The organism is Rhizobium sophoriradicis, from assembly GCF_003939025.1.
Taxonomy (GTDB): Bacteria; Pseudomonadota; Alphaproteobacteria; order Rhizobiales; family Rhizobiaceae; genus Rhizobium; species Rhizobium sophoriradicis.
Genome location: NZ_RQIH01000001.1, coordinates 384,868 through 410,554 on the forward strand (window position 1 = coordinate 384,868; position 25,687 = coordinate 410,554).

25 protein-coding genes and 1 pseudogene are annotated in these 25,687 nt (G+C 62.5%); 13 read left to right on the forward strand and 13 right to left on the reverse strand.

All coding sequences use genetic code 11. The features are described from left to right. Window positions 1-8 precede the first annotated feature (8 nt). Both EFR00_RS01885 and EFR00_RS01890 read right to left on the reverse strand, forming a co-directional pair. A complete protein-coding gene (locus EFR00_RS01885) occupies window positions 9-1,619 on the reverse strand; it encodes an ABC transporter substrate-binding protein (protein ID WP_077994202.1) in 1,611 nt (536 codons plus the stop codon). 159 nt (window positions 1,620-1,778) lie between these two features. Continuing rightward, window positions 1,779-2,819 carry a LacI family DNA-binding transcriptional regulator gene (locus tag EFR00_RS01890; RefSeq protein ID WP_077994201.1) on the reverse strand — a complete coding sequence of 347 codons (1,041 nt, stop codon included), beginning with the start codon at window positions 2,817-2,819 and terminating at the stop codon, window positions 1,779-1,781. Window positions 2,820-2,953: 134 nt separating this feature from the next. Between EFR00_RS01890 and EFR00_RS01895 the strand changes: the two genes are divergently transcribed. From EFR00_RS01895 to msrA, 8 genes are all read left to right on the forward strand, one after another. After that, window positions 2,954-3,988, forward strand: coding sequence for a Gfo/Idh/MocA family protein (locus tag EFR00_RS01895; RefSeq protein ID WP_077994200.1), 1,035 nt, complete (start codon window positions 2,954-2,956; stop codon window positions 3,986-3,988). Window positions 3,989-3,999: 11 nt separating this feature from the next. Further along, on the forward strand, window positions 4,000-4,902 hold the full coding sequence (locus EFR00_RS01900; protein WP_077994199.1) for a sugar phosphate isomerase/epimerase family protein: 903 nt from the start codon (window positions 4,000-4,002) through the stop codon (window positions 4,900-4,902). A 63-nt stretch (window positions 4,903-4,965) separates the two neighbouring features. Next, window positions 4,966-6,198: an ABC transporter substrate-binding protein gene (locus EFR00_RS01905; protein WP_040112947.1), complete on the forward strand. Its 1,233-nt coding sequence runs from the start codon at window positions 4,966-4,968 to the stop codon at window positions 6,196-6,198. 119 nt (window positions 6,199-6,317) lie between these two features. Further along, the gene (locus EFR00_RS01910; RefSeq protein ID WP_040112946.1) at window positions 6,318-7,220 is read left to right on the forward strand and encodes a carbohydrate ABC transporter permease; all 903 of its coding nucleotides are present in this window, start codon (window positions 6,318-6,320) and stop codon (window positions 7,218-7,220) included. Beyond that, window positions 7,217-8,047 carry a carbohydrate ABC transporter permease gene (locus EFR00_RS01915; RefSeq protein ID WP_040112945.1) on the forward strand — a complete coding sequence of 277 codons (831 nt, stop codon included), beginning with the start codon at window positions 7,217-7,219 and terminating at the stop codon, window positions 8,045-8,047. The genes EFR00_RS01910 and EFR00_RS01915 overlap by 4 nt, the downstream gene beginning before the upstream one ends. After that, on the forward strand, window positions 8,044-9,114 hold the full coding sequence (locus EFR00_RS01920; RefSeq protein ID WP_040142984.1) for an ABC transporter ATP-binding protein: 1,071 nt from the start codon (window positions 8,044-8,046) through the stop codon (window positions 9,112-9,114). Before EFR00_RS01915 ends, EFR00_RS01920 begins: the two co-directional genes overlap by 4 nt. Window positions 9,115-9,214: 100 nt before the next feature. Next, the gene (locus EFR00_RS01925) at window positions 9,215-10,048 is read left to right on the forward strand and encodes an inositol monophosphatase family protein (RefSeq protein WP_077994196.1); all 834 of its coding nucleotides are present in this window, start codon (window positions 9,215-9,217) and stop codon (window positions 10,046-10,048) included. Window positions 10,049-10,178: 130 nt separating this feature from the next. Further along, window positions 10,179-10,688 carry a peptide-methionine (S)-S-oxide reductase MsrA gene (msrA, locus tag EFR00_RS01930; protein WP_010051614.1) on the forward strand — a complete coding sequence of 170 codons (510 nt, stop codon included), beginning with the start codon at window positions 10,179-10,181 and terminating at the stop codon, window positions 10,686-10,688. Window positions 10,689-10,739: 51 nt separating this feature from the next. Here the strand turns inward: msrA and EFR00_RS01935 are convergent, their stop codons facing one another. After that, window positions 10,740-11,618, reverse strand: coding sequence for an alpha/beta fold hydrolase (locus EFR00_RS01935; RefSeq protein ID WP_009991913.1), 879 nt, complete (start codon window positions 11,616-11,618; stop codon window positions 10,740-10,742). 139 nt (window positions 11,619-11,757) lie between these two features. On the opposite strand from EFR00_RS01935, the gene EFR00_RS01940 reads away from it, so the two are divergent. After that, window positions 11,758-12,537 carry a class I SAM-dependent methyltransferase gene (locus tag EFR00_RS01940; protein WP_077994194.1) on the forward strand — a complete coding sequence of 260 codons (780 nt, stop codon included), beginning with the start codon at window positions 11,758-11,760 and terminating at the stop codon, window positions 12,535-12,537. 52 nt (window positions 12,538-12,589) lie between these two features. On the opposite strand, the gene EFR00_RS01950 is transcribed toward EFR00_RS01940, so the two are convergent. Genes EFR00_RS01950 through EFR00_RS01975 form a run of 6 tightly spaced genes read right to left on the reverse strand, consistent with a single transcriptional unit; the run spans window position 12,590 to window position 19,821 of the window. Further along, the gene (locus EFR00_RS01950; protein WP_077994193.1) at window positions 12,590-13,879 is read right to left on the reverse strand and encodes an amidohydrolase family protein; all 1,290 of its coding nucleotides are present in this window, start codon (window positions 13,877-13,879) and stop codon (window positions 12,590-12,592) included. 25 nt (window positions 13,880-13,904) lie between these two features. Next, complete coding sequence (locus EFR00_RS01955) at window positions 13,905-14,849, reverse strand: ABC transporter permease (RefSeq protein WP_040112939.1); 945 nt, start codon at window positions 14,847-14,849, stop codon at window positions 13,905-13,907. Continuing rightward, window positions 14,846-15,895 (reverse strand): ABC transporter permease, encoded by a 1,050-nt coding sequence (locus EFR00_RS01960; protein ID WP_009995191.1) that lies wholly within the window; start codon window positions 15,893-15,895, stop codon window positions 14,846-14,848. Before EFR00_RS01960 ends, EFR00_RS01955 begins: the two co-directional genes overlap by 4 nt. Continuing rightward, entirely contained in the window at window positions 15,885-17,417 is a 1,533-nt protein-coding gene (locus tag EFR00_RS01965; RefSeq protein WP_077994647.1) for an ABC transporter ATP-binding protein, read from the reverse strand. The genes EFR00_RS01960 and EFR00_RS01965 overlap by 11 nt, the downstream gene beginning before the upstream one ends. Then, window positions 17,414-18,826 (reverse strand): amidase, encoded by a 1,413-nt coding sequence (locus EFR00_RS01970; protein ID WP_077994192.1) that lies wholly within the window; start codon window positions 18,824-18,826, stop codon window positions 17,414-17,416. Before EFR00_RS01970 ends, EFR00_RS01965 begins: the two co-directional genes overlap by 4 nt. Window positions 18,827-18,834: 8 nt before the next feature. After that, window positions 18,835-19,821 (reverse strand): BMP family protein, encoded by a 987-nt coding sequence (locus EFR00_RS01975; RefSeq protein WP_077994190.1) that lies wholly within the window; start codon window positions 19,819-19,821, stop codon window positions 18,835-18,837. 452 nt (window positions 19,822-20,273) lie between these two features. Here EFR00_RS01975 and EFR00_RS34165 point away from each other — a divergent pair. From EFR00_RS34165 to EFR00_RS01990, 3 genes and pseudogenes are all read left to right on the forward strand, one after another. Continuing rightward, window positions 20,274-20,378, forward strand: a pseudogene (locus tag EFR00_RS34165) (CDP-alcohol phosphatidyltransferase family protein); the annotation flags it as partial. After that, entirely contained in the window at window positions 20,375-20,995 is a 621-nt protein-coding gene (locus EFR00_RS01985) for a lysophospholipid acyltransferase family protein (protein ID WP_040112935.1), read from the forward strand. The pseudogene EFR00_RS34165 and the gene EFR00_RS01985, both read left to right, overlap by 4 nt. Beyond that, complete coding sequence (locus EFR00_RS01990) at window positions 20,992-21,921, forward strand: phosphatidate cytidylyltransferase (RefSeq protein WP_077994189.1); 930 nt, start codon at window positions 20,992-20,994, stop codon at window positions 21,919-21,921. Before EFR00_RS01985 ends, EFR00_RS01990 begins: the two co-directional genes overlap by 4 nt. Before the next feature lie 18 nt (window positions 21,922-21,939). Here EFR00_RS01990 and EFR00_RS01995 read toward each other — a convergent pair whose 3' ends face one another. The 3 genes from EFR00_RS01995 to EFR00_RS02005 all read right to left on the reverse strand — a co-directional run bounded on the left by EFR00_RS01995 (window position 21,940) and on the right by EFR00_RS02005 (window position 23,718). Continuing rightward, window positions 21,940-22,263, reverse strand: a complete 324-nt coding sequence (locus tag EFR00_RS01995; RefSeq protein WP_077994187.1) for a chaperone modulator CbpM — start codon at window positions 22,261-22,263, stop codon at window positions 21,940-21,942. A 2-nt stretch (window positions 22,264-22,265) separates the two neighbouring features. Further along, on the reverse strand, window positions 22,266-23,180 hold the full coding sequence (locus EFR00_RS02000) for a DnaJ C-terminal domain-containing protein (protein ID WP_040142969.1): 915 nt from the start codon (window positions 23,178-23,180) through the stop codon (window positions 22,266-22,268). A gap of 91 nt (window positions 23,181-23,271) precedes the next feature. After that, entirely contained in the window at window positions 23,272-23,718 is a 447-nt protein-coding gene (locus EFR00_RS02005; protein ID WP_040112931.1) for a universal stress protein, read from the reverse strand. A gap of 204 nt (window positions 23,719-23,922) precedes the next feature. On the opposite strand from EFR00_RS02005, the gene EFR00_RS02010 reads away from it, so the two are divergent. After that, entirely contained in the window at window positions 23,923-24,786 is an 864-nt protein-coding gene (locus EFR00_RS02010) for an NAD(P)-dependent oxidoreductase (RefSeq protein WP_040143318.1), read from the forward strand. Between the two features lie 67 nt (window positions 24,787-24,853). Here EFR00_RS02010 and EFR00_RS02015 read toward each other — a convergent pair whose 3' ends face one another. Further along, complete coding sequence (locus EFR00_RS02015) at window positions 24,854-25,678, reverse strand: phosphoenolpyruvate hydrolase family protein (protein WP_125864842.1); 825 nt, start codon at window positions 25,676-25,678, stop codon at window positions 24,854-24,856. Between the last annotated feature and the right edge of the window lie 9 nt (window positions 25,679-25,687).

The window sequence follows — 25,687 nt, forward strand, 5'->3', positions numbered from 1 at the left end:
CGATCCTATCACGATTGCAGCGCGGTATCGCCCCAGTTCGAGACGGCCCAGCGCGGATTGTCCGCGACGTTGAGGACGGTGTCACGGGCGACGGTGATGAAGCCCCATTCCGCAACGTTGATCAGCGGCAGATCGGCGACGATGAGCTGCTGGAACTTGCGGTAGAGATCGGTGCGCGCCGCCGTGTCGACGGTTTCGGAGGCCTGCTTGATGATCTTGTCGAGCTCGGGATTGACATAGCCGCCCTGGTTGGAGAAGGGAACGCCGTCAGGCGTGCCGGACTGAACGAGAATGGTGGTGGAGATCGCCGGGTCGCCGCGGAACACTGGCGGGGCGACGGCGAGGTCGAAATCATGGTCGGTGTAAACCGCCTTCTGGTGCGCGGCCGCATCGGCATTGACGATCTCGGCATCGATGCCGATCGCGGCAAGCGCCTGGCGAAGGTAATCGCCGAACTGGCGGGTCTCGTTAAAATACGGCGCGGGACGAAGTTTCAACTTGAAGCGGTTGCCGTCCGCCCCCTTGGCATAACCCGCCTTGTCGAGAATATCATTGGCGGCCGCCGGATTGAAATCATAGGCCGCGACATCGGACGTATAGAATTCCGGCGCATTCCTCGGCACCGGGCCGGTGGAAGCGGCGGCATAACCGAGGAAGATCGTGTCGACCACGAATTTCTTGTCGATCGCCTGCGCGATCGCCTGGCGGACCCTGAGGTCGGCGAGCTCCTTGCGGCGGTGATTGATCTCGACGACGAGCTGATAGGTCAAGGCCTCGTAACCTTTCGAGATCACCTTGATGCCATCGACCTTGGAGATACGGTCGAGATCGGCCAGCGGCACGGCCGAGAAGGCGGCGAGCTGGATTTCCTCGGCCTCGAGCGCCGCACCCGCCGAGGCGCGGTCGGGCAGCACGCGGAAGACGATCTCGTCCAGTTTCGGCTGATCGTTGTCCCAATAATTCTCATTACGCGTCAGCCGGTAGTATTCGCCGGGCTTGTGTTCGGCAAACTTGAACGGGCCGGTGCCGATGAGCTTGTTGTTGGCCGGATTGGCGGCGATATCGCTGCCGTCGAAGATGTGTTTGGCGACGACGCTGGTGACGACGGGCAGGGCATTGCGGATGAGCTGGAACGGCGTCGGCTTGGAGAAGCGGAAGATGGCGGTGTAGTCGTCGGGCGTATCGACGGCTTCAAGATTGGCGAAGACAAGGCGGCCGAGATTCTGCAGCGGCTTCCAGATGTTGAGGGCGGAGAAGGCGACATCGACCGAGGTAAACGGCTTGCCGTCATGCCAGGTGACGCCGTCGCGCAGCTTGAAGGTGACGGAAAGCCCGTCGGCCGAGCCTTCCCAGGAGGTGGCAAGCCGCGGCGCAAGCCCGTCCTTGCCTTCGAACGAGGCTTCGGCCAGTGGTTCGATCACCTTGCTGGCGATGAAGAAGACGCCGTTCGAAGCGACGATGGCGGGGTTGAGGTTCTTCGGCTCGGAATCGGCCGCGACAATCAGCCGGCCGCCGGTGGGCGTGGCCTGCGCCAGCGCCTGGCGAGCGAGCGCCGTCGACGCGAGGAGCAGGGCGGTGCCCTTCATCAGCGTGCGCCGCGAGATGGATGATACCGTCATGACCCCTCCTGATCGATCGAAACCGGCAACCATATTCGACCCGAAATACCGGCTGGCATAGAGATTAAATTCGAATGATCGGGCTTCGCGAGACATTTTTTGTCACCCAGCCATTATATCCTCTGCCGTGCCCGCAGGGGAGGCCGAAGCCGGCAACCTTCAGGCCTCCGTCAGCTGGAACGCGTCGCTTTCTCCTGCCACCAGTTCGAGTGGCCAGATCATGTTGCCACCGGCATCGGAATAGAATTCTCGATAGGCCGGCATGCGGGCGAGCAGCATTTGACCGAGCGCGACGCCGAGATCGTAGAGCGACATGCGGAAGCAACTGAGCGAGGGCTGCAGGAATCGGGCGCGCGGCGCATCGCGGAAGCCGATCACCGCGAGATCACGGCCGGGCATGACGCCCGATTCCATCAGGCGGCGGTAAAGGCCGATCGCCATCAGCTCGTAGATCAGGATCACCGCCGTCGGCCGATCCTCAAGCATCAGCAGTTCATGGGCCGCCTGGTAGCCGCCCTGTTCGCTCGATTTGACGCGGATGACGAGCGACGGATCAAAGGCGATGCCGTGTCGCTCGAGCGCACGGCGATAGCTCTCGACAAAGACATAACCAAGATTGACCTCGCTCGACGGCGCGGTAATTGCGATCCGGCGGTGGCCCTGCGCGGCCAACCGCTCGACCGCGCGGTCGGCTACGCCTTCGAAATCGAGATCGATCCAGGGGAAGGTGTTCGCCGAAAGGCTGCGACCAACCGTAACGAACGGAATCTTTGCCCGCGAAAGAAGATCGATGCGACGGTCGATGCGCTGCGTGTTCGAGATGATCATCGCATCGACGATGCGCCGCGCCACCATGCGCTTCAAGTATTCGTGCGGGTCCTCGTCGCTCGGGCAGGGCAGCATGACGAGGTCGAGCTTGTGGCGGGCGAAGACGCTCTGCAAGCCGCTGGTGACGCCGAGGAAGAAGTTGTCGGCATTTTCCACCGCCTCCGCGCTCGATTCGATCATCAGACCGATGACCTTCGTCTCTCCCTGCCTCAGGCTCCGGCCCGACTGATTGGCGACATAGCCGAGCGCCTCGGCCGCCGCCAGCACCCGACGGCGCGTTTCCTCGTTGACATCCGGCCTGCCGTTCAGGGCGCGGGACACCGTGCCGATCGAAATAGCCAGGTGTTCGGCAAGCTGGCGGATTCCCTTCATCGGCTGCGATTCCCTCCTGGGCCGTAATTTCGCAGTTGGCCTCTATTGACACCGCAAAATGTTTTCGCCTACAGTCGTAAACGTTTACGGAGTGCGTGTCACGAGGAGAGTGGCGCCATTCCCTGGAGGAAATCGTGAAATTTAGTGCCATTCTGTGCGGGTGCGGAGCTATGTCCAAAGGTTGGTTGCGTGCCATCGCTTCCAACCCCGATCTCGCCGACTCCATCACCATCGTCGGCCTCGTCGACCTCAACCGCGAGACGGCGGAACAGCTCGCCGCCGAGTTCGGCCTCGACAGCGCCGTCATCGGTTCGGATCTCTCCGACGTCATCGCGGCGACAAAGGCAGACCTGGTCTTCGACATCGTCATTCCGTCCGCCCGTTACGACGTCGTGTCGACGGCACTCAAGGCCGGCTGCCATGTGCTCAGCGAAAAGCCGATGGCTGCCTCGCTCGCCGAGGGGGCCGCGCTGATCGATCTCGCCGCAGAGACCGGCAGCATCCACGCCGTCATCCAGAACCGCCGCTTCATCTCCGGCATCAGGCGCCTGCGCCGTTTCGTCGACAGCGGCGCGATCGGCGATCTCACCGGCATTCATTGCGACTTCTTCCTCGCGCCGCATTTCGGCGGTTTCCGCGAGGAGATGGACAATGTGCTGCTTCTCGACATGGCGATCCACACCTTCGATGCCGCGCGTTACGTCGCCGACAGGAAGCCGCTCGCCGTCTATTGCGTCGAGCGCAATCCGAAGGACTCGTGGTACCGGCACGGCGCTTCGGCGAACGCCATCTTCGAATTTTCCGACGACATCGTCTTCACCTATCGCGGCTCCTGGTGCGCCGAGGGCGAGCGCACCAGCTGGGAAAGCCAGTGGCGCCTCGTCGGCTCGAAGGGGATGCTGACCTGGGATGGCGAGGAGAGTTTCAAGGCGGCGGTCGCCGGCGAGGAGCCCGGCCTTCTGCGTGGAGCTGCCTCCGTAAACGTTCCCGGTCCTGAACACGATGCCGAAACCCACGGCCACGCCAGCGTCATCGCCGATTTCATTGCAGCGATCCGAACCGGCAAGCAGCCCGAAACGGTCAATTCCGACAATATCAGAAGCCTCGCCATGGTCTTCGGCGCGATCGAAAGCGCCAAGACCGGCCGGCGCATCGAAATTTCAGCATAGGAAGACGTGACGTGAGCAACCCTGCAAAATCCATTCGCATCGGCACCATGGTCAGCGGCAACAAGGGCGATGCCGCCTCTCGCATCGGCCAGATTTCCGATCTGGGCTTCGAAAGCTTCGAGCCCTTCTTCTGGCAGACGACCAAGGGCCAGGATCTCGCGGAACTCGGCAAACGCTGCCTCGACGCGATCGGCGATCGCGACATCACCATCTCGACGCTCGGCATGTTCGGCAATCCGCTGGAAGAGAGCGCAATCGACCTCGAGACCCTGCAGGGCTGGAAGGATTGCATCGACAATGCCCATCATTTCGGTGCGACCTGCGTTGCCGGCTTCACCGGCCGCATCCGCGGCAAGCCGCTGACCGACAGCTTGCCGCGCTACAAGCAGATCTGGAGCGAGCTTGCCAAGCGTGCCGCCGACAAGGGCATCAAGATCGCCTTCGAAAACTGCGCGATGGACGGCAACTGGGAAAGCGGCGACTGGAATATCGCCCATAATCCGGATGCCTGGGAGCTGATCTTCAACGAGACGCCGGATGATCATATCGGGCTGGAATGGGAACCATGCCATCAGATGGTCTATCTGATCGACCCCATGCCGCAGATCCGCAAGTGGGCGCATAAAATCTTCCACGTCCACGGCAAGGACGCGACCATTCGTTGGGAAGTCATCAAGGAACACGGCATTTTCGGCAAGGAAAAATTCGTCTTCATGCGCACGCCGGGCTTCGGCGACAGCAACTGGACCGACATCATTTCCGAGCTGCGGCTTGCCGGCTGGTCAGGCTCGATCGACATCGAAGGCTGGCACGACCCGGTCTACCGCGATGAACTGGAAATGACCGGCCAGGTCTATGCGCTCAACCACCTCAAGCATGCCCGGGGCGGCGAATTCGTCGTCGATCCGGCCTGATGACATCGTTGCCCGGCAAGGAGGAATTGCCGGCAACGGGGATAACCACAAAGGAGGAGAACCATGGCTATCCGCAAATATGCAATTCTCGGCGCTCTGGCGCTTGCAGGCGTTTCACTGTTCGGCCTTTCGGCCAAGGCCGAGGATGTCACGCTGACACTCTGGTCGCTTGATAAGGACACCCAGCCGGCGCCGAACCTCGTCAAAGAGTTCAACGCCCAGAACAACGGCATTAAGATCGAATACCGGCTGATCCAGTTCGACGACGTCGTCACCGAGGCGATGCGCGCCTATGCCACCGGCCAAGCCCCCGACATCATCGCGGTCGACAATCCGGAACATGCGATGTTCTCGTCGCGCGGCGCCTTCCTCGATCTCACCGACATGATCGCCAAGTCGACCGTCATCAAGCCGGATAATTATTTCCCCGGCCCGCTGAAATCGGTCGAATGGGACGGCAAATATTACGGTGTGCCGAAGGCGACGAACACGATCGCGCTCTACTACAACAAGGATATGTTCAAGGCGAAGGGCCTCGATCCGGCGAAGCCGCCGCAGACCTGGGACGAGCTGGTCGAAGATGCGCGCAAGCTGACCGACCCCGCCAAGAACATCTACGGTCTCGCTTTCTCGGCCAAGGCTAATGAGGAGGGCACCTTCCAATTCCTCCCCTGGGCTCAGATGGGCGGCGGCAGCTATGAGCATATCAATGCCGACGGCGCAGTGAAGGCGCTCGGGATCTGGAAGACGATCATGGACGAGAAGCTCGCTTCTCCCGACACGCTGACGCGCGGACAGTGGGATTCGACCGGCACGTTCAACTCCGGCAACGCGGCCATGGCGATCTCCGGTCCGTGGGAACTCGACCGCATGACGCAGGAAGCGAAATTCGACTGGGGCGTCACCCTGCTTCCAGTTCCCAAGGAAGGGGCTGAACGGTCCTCGGCCATGGGCGATTTCAACTGGGCGATCTTCGCCAGCAGCAAACATCCGGCCGAAGCCTTCAAGGCGCTCGAATTTTTCGCCTCGCAGGACGACAAGATGTTCAAGAATTTCGGCCAGCTTCCGGCCCGTTCCGACATCTCCATCCCCGAAAGCGGCCAGCCGCTGAAGGACGCCGCCCTCAAGGTCTTCCTCGAACAGCTGAAATACGCCAAGCCGCGCGGCCCGCACCCGCAATGGCCGAAGATCTCCAAGGCGATCCAGGACGCCATCCAGGCGGCGCTGACCGGCCAGATGAGCCCGAAGGACGCGCTCGACCAGGCCGCGGATAAGATCAAAGCGGTGTTAGGCTGAGGCTTGCTCCCCCTTCGGACCCCCGCTGGGAAGAAGGGATAACTCAACCATTTCCTCCCGGCAGGGGCCGTCTTCCGCATGATGCGCCAGGCGGCCCCGATCGGAGCATCGGAGGACGCATGAAAAGGATCCTGATGAGCGTCAGGGACGGCCGCGGTTTCGATATCGTGCTCGTCGCTTTCCCGCTCGGCTTTCTGTTCCTGATGGCGGGACTGCCGCTCATCTACAATGTGGTGATGAGTTTCCAGGAGGTCGACATGTTCAGCCTCGGGACCTTCTCGCGTCCTTTCGTCGGTTTCAAGAATTATACCGACCTCTTCGCACAGCCGGAAACGCTGCCGATCCTCGCGAACACTGTCCTCTTCGTCACCGGCTCGATCGCCGGCCAGTTCCTGATCGGCTTCGGCCTGGCGCTGTTCTTCTGGGTCAATTTTCCCGGCGCCTCATGGATGCGCGGCCTGTTCCTCGTCTCCTGGGTCATGCCCGGCCTCGTCGTCGGCGCCATCTGGAACTGGATTCTGTCAGGCGATTTCGGCGTGCTGAACTTCATCCTCAAGGAAAGCGGCATCATCTCCGGCAATATCTTCTGGCGCTCGGACCCGCATTATTCGCTTTATGCCGTGATCATCGCCAATATCTGGCTCGGCACCTCGTTCAACATGATCCTGCTTTCCGTCGGCCTTGCCGGCATTCCCGCCGATCTCTACGAAGCGGCCGAACTCGACGGCGCCAATGTCTGGCAGCGCTTCTGGACGATCACGCTGCCGATGATGCGCTCGACGATCGGCGCGATCATCGCGCTCGGGCTGATCTTCACCCTGCAGCAGTTCGATCTTTTCGCCGCGATCACCTCGGGCGGACCGAACAATTCGTCGAACGTAACACAATATTGGGCCTGGGACCTTTCCTTCCGCCAATATGATTTCGCCAAGGGGGCGACGATCTCCGTCATCATGATCGTCTTTGTCATGTTCGCCTCCGTCGTCTATGTCCGCTCCACACGTCATGAGGTGCGCGGATGAGCACGACCACGAACCGCGACCGGCTGATGCTGGCAATATCGATCGTCATGGCGGCGATCTATCTCTTCCCGCTCTATTGGATGTACATCACTGCGCTGAAAAGCGGCTCGGAGATGTTCGCCACGCCGCCGAGTTTCTGGCCGGCAGCACCCCAATGGGGCACCTACACCTACGTGTGGGAAAGCCGCGGCATGGGCCGCTATCTCTGGAATTCGCTGGTCATCGCGCTGGGCTCGGTGGCGCTGATCACGCTGCTCGGCGTCGGCTGCGCCTATGTGCTCGCCAGATACCGTAACGTCTGGGTGGATATCGGCCTGTTCCTGATCCTGATGCTGCAGGTCCTGCCAGCCTCGCTGATGATCACGCCGATCTTCGTCGGATTCTCGCAGATCGGCATGCTCTCTTATCCCAGGCTTGCCGTCATCATCGCGGTCGCGGCCAAGAGCATGCCCTTCTTCGTCATCCTGGTGCGCGCCACCTTCATGAGCGTTCCCCAGGAGCTGGAGGAGGCGGCCCTCGTCGACGGCAATTCGCGCGTCGGCGCCTTCTTCAACATCGTGCTGCCGCTCGCTCGCAACGGCATTCTCGTCAGCGCCATCCTGATCTTCATGCAGGCCTTCGGCGAATTCGTCTATTCGAAGTCGATGATCCAGGCGGTCGATCTTCAGCCGGCAAGCGTCGGTCTCAACTCCTTCATGGGGCCGAACACCAACGAGTGGAACAACATCATGGCCTACGCGACGATGTATGTGACGCCGATCCTCGCCATCTTCGTTCTCTTGCAGCGCCGCATCGTATCCGGCCTCACCTCTGGAGCCCTCAAATGACCACACAGATCGAGCTCAGAGGCGTCAACAAATATTACGGCGCCTTCCACGCCCTGAAGAACATCGACCTGTCGATCGCCAAGGGTACTTTCGTCGCGCTCGTCGGCCCTTCGGGCTGCGGCAAGTCCACTTTGCTGCGCTCGCTTGCCGGTCTTGAAAGCATCTCGACCGGCGACCTCCGGATCGCCGGCGAGCTGATGAACGGCGTGCCGCCGCGCAAGCGCGACGTCGCCATGGTGTTCCAGTCTTATGCGCTCTATCCGCACATGACGGTCGAGGAAAACCTGACCTACAGCCTGCGCATCCGCGGCATCGCCAAAGCGGAAGCCAAGAAGGCGGCAGAGGAGGTGGCGGCGACAACCGGTCTTTCGCATCTCCTCAAGCGTTATCCGCGCGAACTGTCCGGCGGCCAGCGCCAGCGCGTCGCCATGAGCCGCGCCATCATCCGCCATCCCAAAGCGTTCCTGTTCGACGAGCCGCTGTCCAACCTCGATGCGGCGCTGCGTGTCCATATGCGCAAGGAAATCCGGTCGCTGCACGACCGGCTGAACGCAACCTTCGTTTACGTCACCCACGACCAGGTCGAAGCGATGACGATGGCCGACCATGTGGTGGTGATGCGCGACGGCATCATCGAACAGCAGGGCGCACCGCTCGATCTCTACGACCGGCCGGCAAACCGGTTCGTTGCCGGTTTCATCGGATCTCCCGCTATGAATTTCATTCCGGCGATCGTCGCGGAAGACGGCAAAAGCCTGATCCTGGATTTCGGCGCCGTGAAGCAGACACTTGCCATCAACCGCGCCATCGAGCCCGGCCGCAAGCTCATCGCAGGTGTCCGGCCTGAACATATCGAGGTTGTCGCTCCCGGGCAGGGCAGTTTCGACGTGCCGATTGCCTTCGTCGAATCGACCGGCTCCTCGACCTTCATAGTCGCGGCGACCGAGCCGGAACTGACGATCGTCGAGACGCGCCGCGACAGGGTCAAAACAGGAGATATGATCGGCCTTTCGGTCGACCCGGCTCAGATCCATCTCTTCGATGCATCGACGGACCGCCTGATATAATATCATCGCTAGGCCTCGGCGGGTTCATAAAACCATCATCGGCCTCTGCCAAGGGAGTGGCTCCGCACGAGGCACACCGTCTGCAGCATCCGGATTTTTCATGGCATCTTCTCCCATATCGGCGCGTCTTTCGCCGACCGCGTCATCCCGCCTTGTCGTGCTTGCCGAAGCAGTGGTGAAGGCGGGCGAAACCGCCCGCGTCTCGCTGCGGCGGCGAACCTCTCGGGAAATGCTCGCCAAGGCGCCGCGCGACTATCAGACCGAGATCGATGTCGCCGTCGAGCAGATCATCGTCGACAAAATGACCAAGGCCTTTCCGGATTATGCCATCCAGGGCGAGGAAGCCGTCGGCAACCGCACGGCCGGGCCGGACACGCCGATCATCTACATCGACCCGATCGACGGCACCACCAATTACGCCTGGGGTGTTCCGCATTTCGGCATGACGATCGCCATCGCCGAAGGCGGCAGGCTGGTTGCCGGCGTCGTCTATGACGCCATGCAGGACGAATTGTTCAGCGCCGAGACCGGCGGCGGCGCCTATCTCAACGGCGAGCCTATCCGCTGCGCTGATGTCGCCGACATCGAGAACGTGCTTATCGGCGCCGGCCTGCCGATCCCCGGCCAGGTCAAGGCGGTCGCCGAAGAAACCTATTTTGACGCCATCAAGCGTCTGATGGCCAATACGGCCGGTGTGCGCCGCCTCGGCTCGGCGGCGCTGTCGATCGCCTATGTCGCCTGCGGCAGGCTTGATGGTTTTTTCGAGGATGGGCTTTCGATCCATGACTTCGGCGCCTCGGCGCTGATGGTCGAGGAGGCTGGCGGCATCGTCACCCGGTTTTCAGGTGCTGAAGTCAACGGGAAGGGCGATATCCTTGCGGCCAGCCAGGCGCTGCATCCCTGGCTCCAGGAAGGATTCCATATCAAGGCCTGATTTTCTTGAGCCGGCAGCGACTATAGACCTCATCATCTTCCTTGGCGGCGATAGCGAGGCTGCGCTCGTTGCGCCTTATGGAAATCGGCGGCGCGAGACACTATCTCTTGGAAAACAAGGAGACACCCCAATGACCGAAGAACGTGCAGTGCTCGCCGGCGGCTGCTTCTGGGGCATGCAGGACCTCATCCGCCGCTACAAGGGCGTGATTTCGACCCGCGTCGGCTATACCGGCGGCGACGTACCGAACGCCACCTACCGCAACCACGGAACCCACGCCGAGGCGATCGAAATCATCTTCGATCCCGCCAAGATCAGCTATCGCGAAATCCTCGAATTCTTTTTCCAGATCCACGACCCGAGCACGCGCAACCGCCAGGGCAACGACGTCGGCATGAGCTATCGCTCGGCGATCTTCTATACCAGCCCCGAGCAGGAGCGCGTCGCCAGGGACACGATTGCCGACGTCGATGCATCCGGCCTGTGGCCCGGCAAGGTCGTCACCGAAGTCGTGCCGGCCGGTGATTTCTGGGAGGCCGAACCGGAGCACCAGGACTATCTGGAGCGCATTCCGAACGGCTATACCTGCCACTTCGTCCGACCCGGCTGGAAGCTGCCGGTCCGTCAGAAGATCGCCTGATGCATCAGGCATGCTGGAAGCGACAGCGGCATGGCTGGCGCGTCCAGCCACTCAGCCGCTGGGTGAGAGCCTGGTATGATCGGCAATGGCGCGCACCATCTCGTCAATGTCGCGATCGTGGATTTCGTGTCCTCCGCCGGCAATCCGGTGCAGTTGCGCATTCGGCGCGACTTGGGTGAAGGCCTCTCCGTGCTCGATCGGAAACAGCGGATCTGATGTGCCATGGATTGCGAGCAGCGGCGCCACGATGTTGGACGCATTCAGGGTGGCGGCCTTGTCCCCGCTCAACAGCATGAAATGATTGGTTGCGCTGACAAAGGACGTGGCGCGGTCCATGTCGCGTGCGATCAGGTTGCTCGCCGCCTCGGCATCGTGCGGATGCCTGGTGCCGGCCAGCATGGCTGAATCGCGACGCATGAAATCGGCAATGGCTTCAAGGTTCGACCAGTCGATGTGCTCGGCAGCGGCAGAATGTTCTTTGTAAGCCTTGGTCGAGGAAGGCAGGCCAACGATCCCGATCGGGGACGTGCTGATCAGAGTGAGGGTCAGTACCCGCCGGGGGTGGCGCAATGCGGCCTCTTGTGCGACGAAACCGCCCATTGACATCCCCACCAGATGCGCGGCTTCAATCCGATAGCCATCGAGAACGGCGATGGCGTCTTCGGAGAGATCGCCAAACGAATAGCCCGGCTCACCCGGCGCATAATGCGTGGAAAGGCCGGTGTCGCGCTGGTCGTAGCGGATGACGTAGCGTCCCTGGGCGGCGAGCTCCTCGCAGAACCTTTCCGGCCACCATAGCATCGACGACATCACTCCCATAATCAGCAGGACCGGTGCGCCGGCAGGGTCGCCGAAGGCCTGGCTCTGCAGTTTCGCACCTTTGAGTTCGACGATCTTTTCGGTGACGAGCGTTGATCCGGTCGTTTCCACGGCCTCATCCTCCTGGTTGCAGCCAGCAATTACTCTCCACCTTGCATAACTGATCCTAATATGCAATCTGTTTTCGCGTCACATGACACGCGTGACGGCCGCTTGGACTGCCCCATCCAACACAGCAGAGGGAAGCGTTATGACGTTGGATCGTGCCGACTTTTACGATGCGGAACTGGCGAGACACAATCAGCACCTCAGGATTGCCGCCGGCGTCGGCGCGGGTGATCGAGTGCTCGATATCGGCTGCGGTGCAGGGCAAACGACTCGCGAGGCCGCCCGCGCCGCAACGCAGGGAGAGGCGGTCGGTGTGGACGTTTCGGCTGAGATGCTCGAGGTCGCAAGGCGGCGGAGTGCCGCGGAGGGTTTGCGAAATGTGGTGTTCGAGCAGGCAGACGCGCAGTCCCATGCGTTCCCGAGAGCCGGTTTCGACCTCTGCATCAGCCGATTCGGCGTGATGTTTTTTGCCGATCCGGCGGCGGCATTTGCCAATATCGGCCGGGCGATGCGGCCGGGCGGGCGCATCGTGTGGATGGTATGGCAGAGCCAGGAGCGCAACGCGTGGTCCGGCGCCATCCGGCAGGCCCTGGCGCCTGAAACTGCCATTTCCCCGGGTACTCCCAATCCGTTTTCGCTCGGCGATCCAACCGTCGCCACCGAGCTTCTCAGCGCAGCAGGCTTCGCCGCGATCGACTTTGCCGAGGTGCGGGAGCCAGTCTTTTACGGATCGGATGTCGATGCGGCGTTTGAGGCGCTCATCAACCTCTATCTTGTGAAGGACGCGCTCGCACAAACCGACGAACCTCCAGACAAACCGCTGGAGCGGCTGCGTGATCTACTGGAGGCGCATATGACGCCGGAGGGCGTGTTGTTCGACTCGCAGGCATGGATCATCACCGCTCGCCGAGCGGCGGGATAGCGGAGAGACGGAGAGGGTCTCGCACTTCAGCGATGGTCAGCGCCGTCACTTCTCAATAGCGAGGTATGTAGTCCAGGCCGGGGTCGATCCGGGCCGGACGCCCGTTCAGAAAAAGCTCGCCGATGCGCGGCTCCGTGCGGGCGATGACCTTGCCGCGGCGGATCACCGCCAGCCGATTGGGCTTCAGCCGCAATGCTTCCAGCGTGTCGCTCGCCTGGAGGATGACGAGATCGGCATTGCATCCTTTCTCCAGTCCGTAGCCTGCGAGCCCCATCGTCTTCACCGAATTGACGGTCAGCGCGTCGAAAATCTTCCTCTTGTCGTCGATGCCCGCCATCTGCGCGACATGGATCGCCATGTGGCCGACCTCCAGCATGTCGCCGGACCCCATTGAATACCAGGGATCCATGACGCAATCGTGCCCGAAGGAGACATTCAGCCCGGCATCCATCAGCTCGCGCACCCGGGTCATGCCGCGGCGTTTCGGATAGGTATCGTGCCGGCCCTGCAGCATGATGTTGATCAGCGGGTTGGGGATCACATTGATCTCCGCCTCGGCCATCAGCGGGATGAGCTTGGAAACATAATAATTGTCCATCGAATGCATCGAGGTCAGATGCGAGCCGGCGACACGTCCCTGCAGGCCGAAGCGGATGGTTTGGGCGGCCAGCGTCTCGATATGGCGCGAGAGCGGATCGTCGGTTTCGTCGCAATGCATGTCGACCGGCAGGCCGCGATCGGCGGCGATGCGGCAGAGCGCCTCGACCGACGCGGTGCCGTCGCCCATCGTCCGTTCGAAGTGAGGAATGCCACCGACGATATCGACGCCCATGTCGAGCGCCCGGTTGAGCGCGTCGATCGCCCCCGGCGAGCGGTAATAACCGTCCTGGGGAAAGGCGACCAGTTGCAAATCGATATAGGGCGCGACCCTTTCGCGGACTTCGATCATCGCCTCGACGGTCACCAGTCTGGGATCGCTGGTATCGACATGGCTGCGGATAAAAAGCAGGCCTTGCGTGACCGCGAGATCGCAATAGCGCAGCGCGCGATCGACCAGTTCCTCCTTGGTCACGATCGGTCGCAACTCTCCCCAGAGCGCTATGCCTTCGAGCAAGGTGCCGGAGACGTTCATGCGCGGCAGCCCGAGCGACAGCGTGGCGTCCATGTGAAAATGCGGATCGACGAAGGGCGGGCTGACCAGCCTGCCGGTTGCGTCGATTTCCTCTGGCGCATGCGCCTGCAGATTGCGCTCGACGGCGATGATCCTGTCGCCCTCAATGCCGATGTCGATGTCGGTTCGGCCATCGGGGAGATTTGCGTTTCTGACGATTAGATCAAACATCGGAACCTCGCTGGAAAAGGCGGCTTCAGCGCTCGCCGCGACGATAGGGCTGCATCAGCGCCTGCGGCACGCGCGCGCGGCGGGCCATGACGGCAAGAGCGGCGATGGAAAGGATATAGGGCGTCATCAGGAAGAGCTGATAGGGTACAAGCCCGCTCAGCGCCGTTTGCAGCCGAAGCTGAAAGGCATCGAAGAAGGCGAAGAGCAGAGCCCCGAACAGCGCGCGGCCCGGCCGCCAGGAGGCGAACACGACAAGCGCGATGCAGATCCAGCCGCGGCCCTGCACCATGGTCGGAAAGAAGCTGTTGAACGCCGACAAGGTCAGGAAGGCGCCGCCCATTCCCATCAGCGCGCTACCGATGATGACTGCACCGTATCGCACCTTCATCGGATTAACGCCCTGGGCTTCCGCTGCATGCGGATTTTCACCGGTCATGCGGATCGCGAGCCCTACAGGAGTTCCGAAGATGATGTAGGCCATCAGCAGTGCAATCACGATCGCAAGATAGGTGGGCGCCGTCTGCGTAAAGAAGGCCGGACCGATGAAAGGCAGCGTCGAGAGACCGGGGATGGCGATCGGCTGGAACGGCACAATGGTGGGCGGCGTATTGGCAAGCGGCACAATCAGCCGGAAGACATAATAGCTGAAGCTGGAGGCAAAGAGCGTGACGCCGAGACCGGAGACATGCTGGGAGAGCCCGAGCGTCACCGTCAGCGACGCATGCAGCAGGCCGAAGAAGCCGCCGGCGACCGCCGCGATCAACAGGCCGGTCCAGAGATCGGCACCATGATAGACAGAAAGCCAGCCGATCATCGCGCCGAATGTCATGATGCCTTCGATGCCGAGGTTGAGCACGCCGGCCCGTTCGCACAGCAAAGCGCCGAGCGTGCCGAAAATCAGCGGCGTGGCGATCCGCAGGATTGCCGCCCAGAGGCCGGCGGAGGCGATGATATCGAACAATTGCGTCATCGCCTTATCCTGTATTGGGTGAAGAACAATGCAATCAGCATCGTCAGGAGCGACAGCGCCACCGTGACGTCGGCAATATAGGTCGGGATGCCGAGACCTCGGCTCATGCCGTCGGCGCCAACGAACATCGTGGCCGTGAAAATGGCGGCGAAGACAACGCCGAGCGGATTGAGATTGGCGAGCATTGCGACGACGATACCGGCATAGCCGAAACCGGGCGACAGGTCGGTCGTCACGTAACCCTTGACGCCCATCACTTCAATTGCTCCCGCAAGACCTGCAAGCCCACCGGAGAGACAGGCAACCTTCACCAGTGTTCTTCCGAGCGGCACACCAGCAAAAACCGCACCGGCAGGGTTAAGGCCCGCGGCCCGCGACTGCATCCCAAATACGGTGCGGGACTGGACGAAGTGGACGGCGACCGCCAGGGCAATCGCAATCGCCAAACCGATATGCAGGCGCGAGCGCGCGATCAGCTTCGGCAGCATGGCATGATCGCTGACCGATTGCGACTGCGGCCAGCCGAAGGCGAGCGGATCCTTGAGGACGCCATCGATCAGCATCGAGACGAAAAGCACGGCGATGAAATTCATAAGCAGGCTGGTGACGACCTCATCGACGGAAAAGCGCAGTCTTAGCCACAGCGGGAGCAAAATCAGCACCATGCCGGCGATCGTACCAATCAGCAGCAGCAGCGGAATAAGAATGGGTGCCGGAAGAGCGCCGAGCAGTTTCGAGCTTGCCGCCGCAACGGCGATGGCGCCGAGATAGAACTGGCCCTCGGCACCGATATTCCAGAGCCGCGCCCGGAAGGCAACGGCGGCGGCAAGTCCGGTCAGCATCAGCGGCGTTGCCCGCGTCAAGGTTTCGGTCGCCGAAAGCCGCGAGCCGAAGGCGCCGGTCAGGATGCGCCAATAGGCATCGAGAACAGGTGCGCCGGCGATCGAAATCAAGATCCCCGCCAGCGCTAGCGCCGCGATGACGGCGATAACGGGTGTGACGATCAGCAGATAAAGCGGGCGGTGCTCGCGGCGCTCAAATCGCATGATCGGCCTCGCGGGTCTCTTGCCATTCGCCAGCCATCATCAGCCCCAGTCTGCGGGCGTCGGCGCCATCGGCGTCGACGGGCGGCGACAGCCGGCCGCCGACGATCGCCTGTATGCGATCTGCAAGCGCAATCACCTCGTCAAGATCCTCCGAGATCAGCAGCACCGCAGTCCCCTGCCGGCGGGCGTCGAGCAGGCGCGCATGCACGGCGGCCACGGCGCCTTCGTCGAGGCCGCGGGCAGGCTGGGCGGCAATCAGAATGCGCGGCAGCCGATAGAGGCTGCGCCCCAGGATGAGCTTTTGCATATTGCCGCCGGAGAGCAGCCGCGTGCGGATCGCCGGGCCGCCGCCGCGAACGTCGAAGCCGTCGATGATCTCGCGCGCGAAGGCCATGCCTGCCTTGCGGTTGACGAGGCCGTGGCGCGAGAAGGCCGGCGAGGCGATGCGCTCCAGCACGGCGTTTTCCCAGATGGCCATTTCCCCGATCACGCCCTCATGGTTGCGGTCCTCGGGAATGCGGCCGATGCCGGCTTCGACGACATCGGCGACGCCAAGATCGCCGACCAGCTCCCCGAACAGCCTGAGGTCGCCGCCGCTGCGCGCCAGCGTGCCGGAAAGAAGATGGGCCAATGCCGCCTGGCCATTGCCCGAGACGCCGATAATGCCGAGGATCTCTCCCTGATGCAGCCGGAAGCTGATCGATTTGAGGCGATCGATGCCGCCGGTTCGCACGGTCACGCCTGAAGCTTCGAGCGCAACGGCGCCGGGTGCCGACGGTTCGCGCACGGGCCGCATCACGCGGTGCCCGACCATCAGCTCGGCGAGTTCCGCCTTGCTGGTTTCCGACGCCCGGCGCTCAGCGACCATCTTGCCTGCGCGCAGCACGACGATGCGGTCAGCCGCCGCCATCACCTCGTCGAGCTTATGCGAGATGAAGATCAGCGACAGGCCCTGGCGGGCCATTTCCTTCAGGGTCGCAAACAGCCGCTCGGCTTCGATGTTGGTCAGCACCGCCGTCGGCTCGTCGAGGATCAGGATGCGGGCATCATTGTAGAGCGCCTTGAGGATTTCCACCCGCTGCTGCTCGCCGACCGAAAGGTCGCCAAGACGGGCATTCGGATCGACCTGCAGGCCGAAGCGCTCCGATATCGCCAGGAGTTTCTTGCGTGCCGCCGATGTTGCCGATCGCCAGGACCAAAGTCCTTCCGTGCCGGTCATGACGTTTTCGAGAACGGTCAGATTGGGCGCGAGCGAGAAATGCTGATGCACCATGCCGACGCCGGCGCGGATCGCCGCGCGCGGCTTGCCCTGCGGCAACTCGGCGCCGTCGATCAGAATTCGGCCGGCATCAGGCACGTAGTGGCCGAAAAGGATGCTCATCAGCGTGGTCTTGCCCGCGCCGTTCTCGCCGAGCAGAGCGACGACCTCGCCCTTGGCCAGCGTCATGGAAATATTGTCATTGGCAAGATTGGCGCCGAACCGTTTGCTGACACCGACAATTTCGAGAACGGGCCCCGTCATGACGGCAACCCCGCCACCGGAAAACGGTGCTGCCATCGGCCCTCCGCCTCCAGGCGTGCCGCAAGCGACAAAAGCCCCGGCTCGTGACCCATCGGCATCATCAGCTGCACCGGCAGCGGCATGGCCAGCTCATCCTGTCCGAAAGGCAGCGTCAAAGCAGGAAAACCCGAAACATTGGCAAGGCAGGCAAGCGGCGCAAACGCGGTCATTCGCTCCAGATGCAGATCGGTGTCGGCATGATCGGACGGAAACGAGCCGATCGCAAGAGGCGCGGAGGCGAGCATCGGCATCAGGATGCAGTCGACTTTGTCGAACAGCGCCCAGAGAGCGTGGCTCACCAGGACAGCATCGTTCAGCGTTTTCCAGAGTTCGGTTGCCGAGAGCGCTCGTCCGCGTATGGCGAAAGCCTGCGTGAGGGGCTCGGCCCTGCTTTCCTCAAGGGCTGCCGCCTTGATCAGCGCGGCGAGGTTGACGGAAACGATATCGGCGAAGGCACGGCTGCTGGCGGCAACACTCCATTCGAAGTCGGCCCAGGCCAAGGGAACGATGACGTGTCCGTCCGTTTCGAGCACACGCGCGGCGTCCGCGACGGCTGCAAGGCGGCGATCCTCGGTCGGATAGGCCGGCCCGGTGTCGGTCAACAGGCCGATCCGCAGACGGCCGGCATCGACATCGGCGGGAGAGGGATCCGGAACGGGGCCGCGTGCATTGCCGCTCAGCCGGTCGAAAATCAGCGCCGTATCCCGCACCGAGCGGCAGACCGCCAGTTCACTCGCGATGCCGGCAAGGTGGTTGCCGAAAGAGGGTCCGCAGGGGATAGCGCCGCGGGTCGGCTTCATTCCGACAAGGCCGCAACAGGCAGCGGGCACGCGGATCGAGCCGCCGGCATCGGTGGCATGGGCAATCGCGACGATCCCGGCGGCAACCGCTGCCGCCGCACCGCCGGACGAGCCGCCGGCGGTGCGCGTGGGATCGAGCGGGTTGCGACAGACGGGCCCCACCGCCGGTTCGCTGGCAAGCGAAAGGCCGAATTCGGGGCTCGTCGTCAGGCCGAACAAACAGAAGCCGGCCTCGCGGAACCGCGAAGCGAGATCGGAATCGGCGTCGCCGCCCTTTCTCTCGAAGAGGCGGGAACCGGAGGTTACCGGCAGTCCGCGGAAGGGACCGCCCAGATCCTTCGCCAAGGCCGGTACGCCGGCAAAGGGCCGCGCCGAAAAATGCTGAGGCGCGCGCTGCCGCTCCCGGTCGCAGGCCTGCGCCGCGGCAAGACCCATGGCGCCGTCGAGATAGGCGATCGCGCCGAGCGGCGCATGCCGCGCCGCTGCCTGGAGGCAGATCTGCATCGCTTCGACAGCGCTCAGGCTGCCATGCCTGATCGCTGCCGCCAGTTCCGTCGCGTCGCCCTGCATCAGCCGAACTACTTCGGCTCTTCCATCATCTTCGGGACCTCGAAGGTGCCGGCCTTGATCTCCGCCCGCTTGGCTTCCATCGCCGCCTCAGCCTCGGCAGGCGCAACACCCTTGACGAAGACGATGTCGCTGCCGCCTTCCTTCATCAGGCCGTAGGACGTGTAGTTCCTACCGACCGGTTTGCCGGCGGCGACATCGGCAATCGCTGCATTGAGGATCGGGCGGAAATACCACATGGCATTGGCAAACACCGTATCGGGATAACGCGGCGTGTAATCGACCAGCGAACCGACCGACTTGATGCCGCGTTCCTTGGCGGCATCGGCCGTGCCGATGCGCTCGCCGAACAGGATATCGGCGCCGGCGTCGATCTGGGCAAGACCGGCCTCGCGGGCCTTCGGCGGATCGAAGAAGGTGCCGATGAACGAGACCAGGTGCTTGGCGTTGGGATTGACAGCCTTGACGCCCGCGGCAAAGGCGTTGATCAGCATGTTGACCTCGGGGATCGGAATGGCGCCGACCGAACCGACGACGTTCGACTTGGTCATCTTGCCCGCAAGCATGCCGGCCAGATAGGCGCCGTCATGATTCCACGTGCCGAAGACGCCGAAATTGTCACCGGCCTGCTCGCCGCTCGAACCCAGCACGAAAGCGGTCTCCGGATAATCGGCCGCGACCTGCCGGGCCTCCTTCTCCACCGCATAGGCTTCGCCGATGATCAGCTTGTTGCCCTGTTCGGCATATTCGCGCATGGCGCGCGGATAATCAGTGCCTGAGACACCTTCGGAGAAGACATATTCGATGACGCCCTCCTTGGCAGCGTCCTGAAGGGCATTGTGAAGACAGGAATTCCAGGCGTTTTCAACCGGCGACGCATGAATGCCGGCAACTTTCAGCGGGGCGGCAGCCCTTGCGAGCGGGGCCAGGCTGCTCACTCCGAGCGCAATGCCCGATGCGATCACTGCCCGGCGCGAAATCAGCATGTCTTTGGTCATCAATTGCTCCCCTTTTTTACCATCTGGTTCAAAAATCATAGTAGCGCCTAAAAAGGTGTCAAGGAGAGAACAGGCTTAAAAATCAGGCTGATCGACTGCTTGGGCTCTTTCGTCGGCCGCCGATTTTTTTGGATGCCTGCATGGCGCCGCGACTTGGCGGAAAGAACGCGGCGCGGCAGGCTGCACCCCGATGCGGTCGCGCTTCCCGGTTGAGAATTTCCCTTCCAACGAGCGCCTCCGTCGTTTGACAAGATGATAGCTCGGACCGGATCTGCAGGGCTTGGCGCGACGATATTTGCAGGATATGCAGGAGAACTGTTGGGTTGGGGAACAAGGGAATGGGTGAAGAACAGGACGCCTCGCGGCGACCGATCGCGAGCCGGTCATCGTCCTGGACGATCGCCCTGAGCGCGTGGCTGACGCGCATCGGCGTCACGCCGACCAGCTTAGCCAGCCATTGCTCGCTGATCCTGACCTCGGCCATCATCGCGGCCGGAAGCCTCGTCACCTGCATCACCCGCACGACAACGCTTGCCCGTTCGCTGGAGCGATCATGACCGCGTTCGTCCGTCGCCTCCTTGTGCTGTTCGTCCGTATCATGGTCGGCGCCCGCAGCGAGTGGCGGGGCTGCACGCCCGACACGCGCCGCCGCATCTATTTCGCCAACCACAACAGCCATGTCGATACGGTCGCCGTCATGGCCGCCCTGCCGTATCAGGTGCGGCGGCTGACCCATCCGGTTGCGGCGCGCGACTATTGGGGAACCAGCGCCTTTCGCCGTTTCATTGCGGAGAAGGGCCTGCGCGCCGTTCTGATAGACCGCAAGCCTCTGCCTGATAGCAACCCGCTGGAGCCGCTCGAGCGGCTGCTCGAAGAGGGGCGTTCGATCCTGATTTTTCCGGAAGGCACGAGAAGCGCCACCGAAGAGATTGCCCCGTTCCGCAGCGGCATCTATCGCCTTGCCTGCCGTTTCCCCGATGTCGATCTCGTGCCGATCCATCTCGACAATCTGCAGCGCATCCTGCCGAAGGGAAGCATACTGATCGTGCCGATCACCTGCACGGCGCGTTTCGGCAAGCCGCTGCGCGTCGAACCGGGCGAAGGCAAGGATGCATTTCTCGCCCGCGCCCGCGCCGCGATCATTGAGTTGGCAGACGGGGGGCGCGTCGCATGACTAGCTTTTTCTCCATCGTCCTTGCCGCGATCCTCGGCCTGCTCGCCGTCGCCTCCGCCATCGGTTTCATCCTACAGCGGCGCGCGAGCGAACTCGGCTCCGTCGCCACTGTGCAGAACCTCAATGCCCGCATCCGCTCCTGGTGGATCATGGTCGCGGTCTTCGGCGGCGCGATTCTGCTCGGCGACACGGCGGTGGTCATCCTCTTCGCATTCCTGTCCTTCATGGCGCTTCGCGAATTCTGGACGCTGACGCCGTCACGGCGCGGCGACCACCAGGCGCTGTTCCTATCCTTCTTCGTCGTCCTACCGCTGCAATATGTGTTGCTCGGAACATTGTGGTACGGCCTCTTTGCGATCTTCATTCCGGTCTATGCCTTCCTGATCCTGCCGGCGGTGGCGACGCTGACCGGTGACGTCAACGAGTTCCTGGCGCGGACTGCCAGGGTGCAATGGGGATTGATGCTGACGGTCTACTCGATCAGCCACGCGCCCGCACTGCTGATGCTTGAGACCGGCACGCCGTCGGCACTTCTTCTCGTCTATCTCGTGATCGTCGTGCAGCTCAGCGACGTCTTCCAGTATGTGTGGGGCAAGCTTCTGGGAAAACATCGCTTCTCGCCGAACATCAGTCCATCGAAGACCCTCGAAGGCCTGATCGGCGGCGGCGCCTCGGCGATCCTGGTGGGAACGCTGCTCTATCGTCTGACGCCGTTCTCACCCCTGCAGGCGGCCGCCATCAGCACCGTCATCGTCGTAGCCGGCTTCTTCGGCGGCTTCGTGCTCTCAGCCATCAAGCGCGATCTCAACGCCAAAGACTGGGGTTATGTGATCGAGGGCCATGGCGGCGTACTCGACCGGCTGGATTCTATCACCTTCGCCGCGCCACTGTTCTTCCATATCGTCCGCTACTGGTTCACGACATAGGCACGAGCCGCGGCCTCGTCAAAACCGTTCCAAATCCTCGAGACTTTCGACCAGCCGCTGCTGGACATCGCGCTCCTGCCTGGAAATGGCCGTCATCAGCCTGCCCATCGTTCCCCTGATACCATGAAGCTGATCGACCAGATCCATGACGACATCGACTCCGGCCTCGTTGACACCCATATCGCGCATGAGATCCAGGATCAGCCGCGCGCGGGCGATATCGGCATCGCGAAACTGTCGCTTTTCGCCTGAGATCTCCGGGATAAGCCAGCCCTGTTCGATCCAGAAATCGAGCTGGACCACATCGATTTGCAAGTAAAGACGGAACTCATGATCATCCATGATCAGGCCTCCATGTTCTTCCTCGGATCGTGTGGATGTGCCGCCGCCCATTCCTTCACCAGGGACGTCAGCCGTTCATCAGGCTGATCGGGCAAGACGATCTTCAGGGAGACATAGACGTCGCCGTGCCCGCCGCCGCGCTTCGGAACGCCCTTGCCCTTGAGGCGCAGGACTTTTCCGGTGTTGGAATGAGGCGGCAGCGTCAGATTGACAGGGCCTGAAGGCGTGGGGACGCGAACCTTGCCGCCGAGCACCGCTTCGCCGAGCGAAATCGGCAGCTCCAGGCGGATGTCGTCGCCGTCGCGCGTGAAGAAGCGGTGTGGACGCACACGGATTTCGATGAGCGCATCGCCTGCCGGCCCGCCGCCAGCACCCGGCTCCCCCTTGCCGCGCAACCGCAAGGTTTGGCCGTCGCGCGTTCCCGGCGGGATCCCCACCTCTAGCGCGGGGCCATCCGGAAGCTTGACCTCGGTCCTGGTGCCGTTGATGGCCTCGAGAAAATCGACCTCCATTGAAAAGCGCCGGTCCTGGCCTTGGCTGCGCGCCCGGCCGCCGCCAGTGCGGCGTGAAAAGAAGCTCGCAAAGATGTCGTCGGCATCGCCGAAGTCTGCGAAGCCGGCGTTGCTGCGATAGGGATTATCGGTGCCGCCGGCCGAGGCATAGTCCCGATAATAGCTGCGCTGCGCCCGCTCAGCGCCCGTCATATCGATCTCGCCGCGGTCGAAGCGTCCGCGCTTCTCTTCGTCGCTCAAAATCTCGTAGGCGGTCGAAATTTCCTTGAAACGCTCCTCGGCCTTCCGGTCGCCGGGGTTCAGGTCGGGGTGCAGCTTCTTGGCAAGCTTACGGAACGCGCTTTGAATATCCTTTTGCGACGCATCCCGCTTCACGCCCAGAAGCTCATAGGGATCCTGGCTCATGCATGTCTCCGCTCAGGCAGCCAATTCTGCCGTTGATTTGCCTGAAATATAGGTGGTCAGGGCGCCGGAGGGGAGGGGAGGCTGTGGAGAGCTACAACAGCGCCCCGTCTTCCTGCAACTGATCGGGACGGCGATCGATGAGCACCGAGCAGCCCGCGTGGCGCACGACCTTCTCGACGATCGAGGAAAAGACGTAGTCGGTGATATCGGGGACATGCGATGACAGCAGGATGAGATCGGCCGATCTCTCCTTGGCGGCCGACGCGAGCATGGAGGCCGCAACGCCGATGCGAACCTCGACCGTTGCCGGAACACCCAATTCCCGACAGAGCGATACGAGCTTCCTTTCGGCGTCGGCCATCGCCGTCGTCTCGAATTCCTCCGGAAGATCCACGAGGTGGCGGTGCGGAATATTCTCGACGACGTGCAGGACGACGATGCTGCCGCCGTGGTCCAACAGCGCCGCCGCCCGGCGCAGGAGGCGGATTGCCGTTTCCCGGGAACCCATGCCGATGCCGCAGATGATCGTCCGATACATTGAGTTCAATATTCCCGAATACGACTAGGCGCACCGATCATACCGGCGCCGGCCACCTCTGCTTTGACCGATATCAAGCAGAAATGCCGCAACATCGCAACGCAGGAAGCGGCCATCTGGAGGGGCTCGGGGCGGATCGTCGCAGTTGACGGCACGGCCGTCGGCAATAGCTTTACCGCGATATCATCAATCATCGAGGTTCACATGGGCAATATCGCAATCATCGGATCGGGCGCGATGGGAAGCGCCGTCGCCAAACGGCTGATCGACCATGGCGCCACGGTGCTGACCTATCTCGACGGCCGGAGCGAGCCGACGATCGCACGAGCGCAAGCAGCCGGGATGATTCCGGTCGCGCTCGAGGAGTTGACGAAGACAGAGCTGGTCCTATCGATCGTTCCGCCGGCGGAGGCGATGAGCGTCGCCGGCCTCATCGCCGAAATATCACTGGAGAATCCCGCGCCGCCGCCCTTCATCGACCTCAATGCGATTGCGCCGAAAACGATGCAGGCACTGGCGGCGCGGTTTGAAGGCAGCTGGGTAGAAGTCCTTGATGGCGCCATCATCGGCGGTCCGCCGGTTGCCGGCAAATCAGGTCCGACACTCTATATCAGCGGCGATAGCGCGGAGCGGAGCCGGCTGCTTGAAAAACATGGCCTGAAGGTCCGCAGGCTCGATGGACCGCTCGGCGCGGCATCGGCGCTGAAGATGTGTTATGCCGGCATTAACAAGGGATTTGCCGGGCTTGGTGCCGCAATGCTGCTTGCCGCATCGCGTTCGGGTGCTGCCGAAAGCCTGAAGGCCGAACTCGCGGAAAGCCTTCCCGATATCGAGCGCAAGCTGTCGAAATCCATTCCCGATATGTATCCGAAGGCCTATCGTTGGGTTGCCGAAATGCAGGAGATCGCCGATTTCCTCGGAGAGGACGATCCGGCGGCAACGATTTTTCGGGGTATGGCCGATCTTTTCTCCCGGCTGGCGGCGGATGTGGACGGCGACCGCGCCCTCGTCAGGCAGCTGGACGAAGTCCTCGCGCCGTCGGAAACCGGCGCCATGGTCATGCCGTAGCTCTTCCGCTGCCGGCGCCCCGCGAGGGAGGCGCCGGCAGCTGGCACTCGGCCGGTCCAAGCCACGCCTATATCTTGGTGAAGTCCTCGACCTGCGCGCGGATCGCGATCTCGGTCGGAAGCCGCTCCATCGAACTTGCGCCGTAGAAGCCGTTGCAGCCCTTGCAGCGGGCGAGCACATAGGCGGCATCCGCCGGCATGGAGATCGGGCCGCCATGGCAGAGCACGATGACGTCGTCGCGCACCGACCGCGCGGCATCGGCCCATATATTGATCTTGTCCACGCACCCGTCGAGCGTCAGCGCCGTTTCGGCGCCGATCGCGCCGCCCGTGGTCAGGCCGAGATGGCAGACCACAATATCGGCGCCGGCTTTGGTCATGGCGACGGCGTCCTCGCGGCTGAAGACATAGGGGGTCGTCAGCATGTCCTTGGCGTGGGCGCGGGCGATGATGTCGATCTCGAGATCGAAGCCCATGCCGGTTTCTTCGAGATTGGCGCGGAAGGTGCCGTCGATCAGTCCGACTGTGGGGAAATTCTGGATGCCGGCAAAACCCATCGCCTTCAACTCTTCGAGGAAGTGATCGGGCAGCATGAAAGGATCGGTGCCATTGACGCCGGCCAGCACCGGCGTATGACGCACGACCGGCAGAACCTCGCGGCCCATCTCCTTGACGATCTCATTGGCATTGCCATAGGCGAGCAGGCCCGCCAGCGAGCCGCGCCCGGCCATGCGGTAACGCCCGGAATTATAGATCACGATCAGGTCGATGCCGCCGGCTTCCTCGCTCTTGGCGGAAAGGCCGGTGCCGGCGCCGCCACCGATGATCGGCCGGCCCTCGGCGATCTTGCGGCGAAGCGTGTTCAGAATGTCTTTTCTGTCGATGCGGGTCAAAACTGTCTC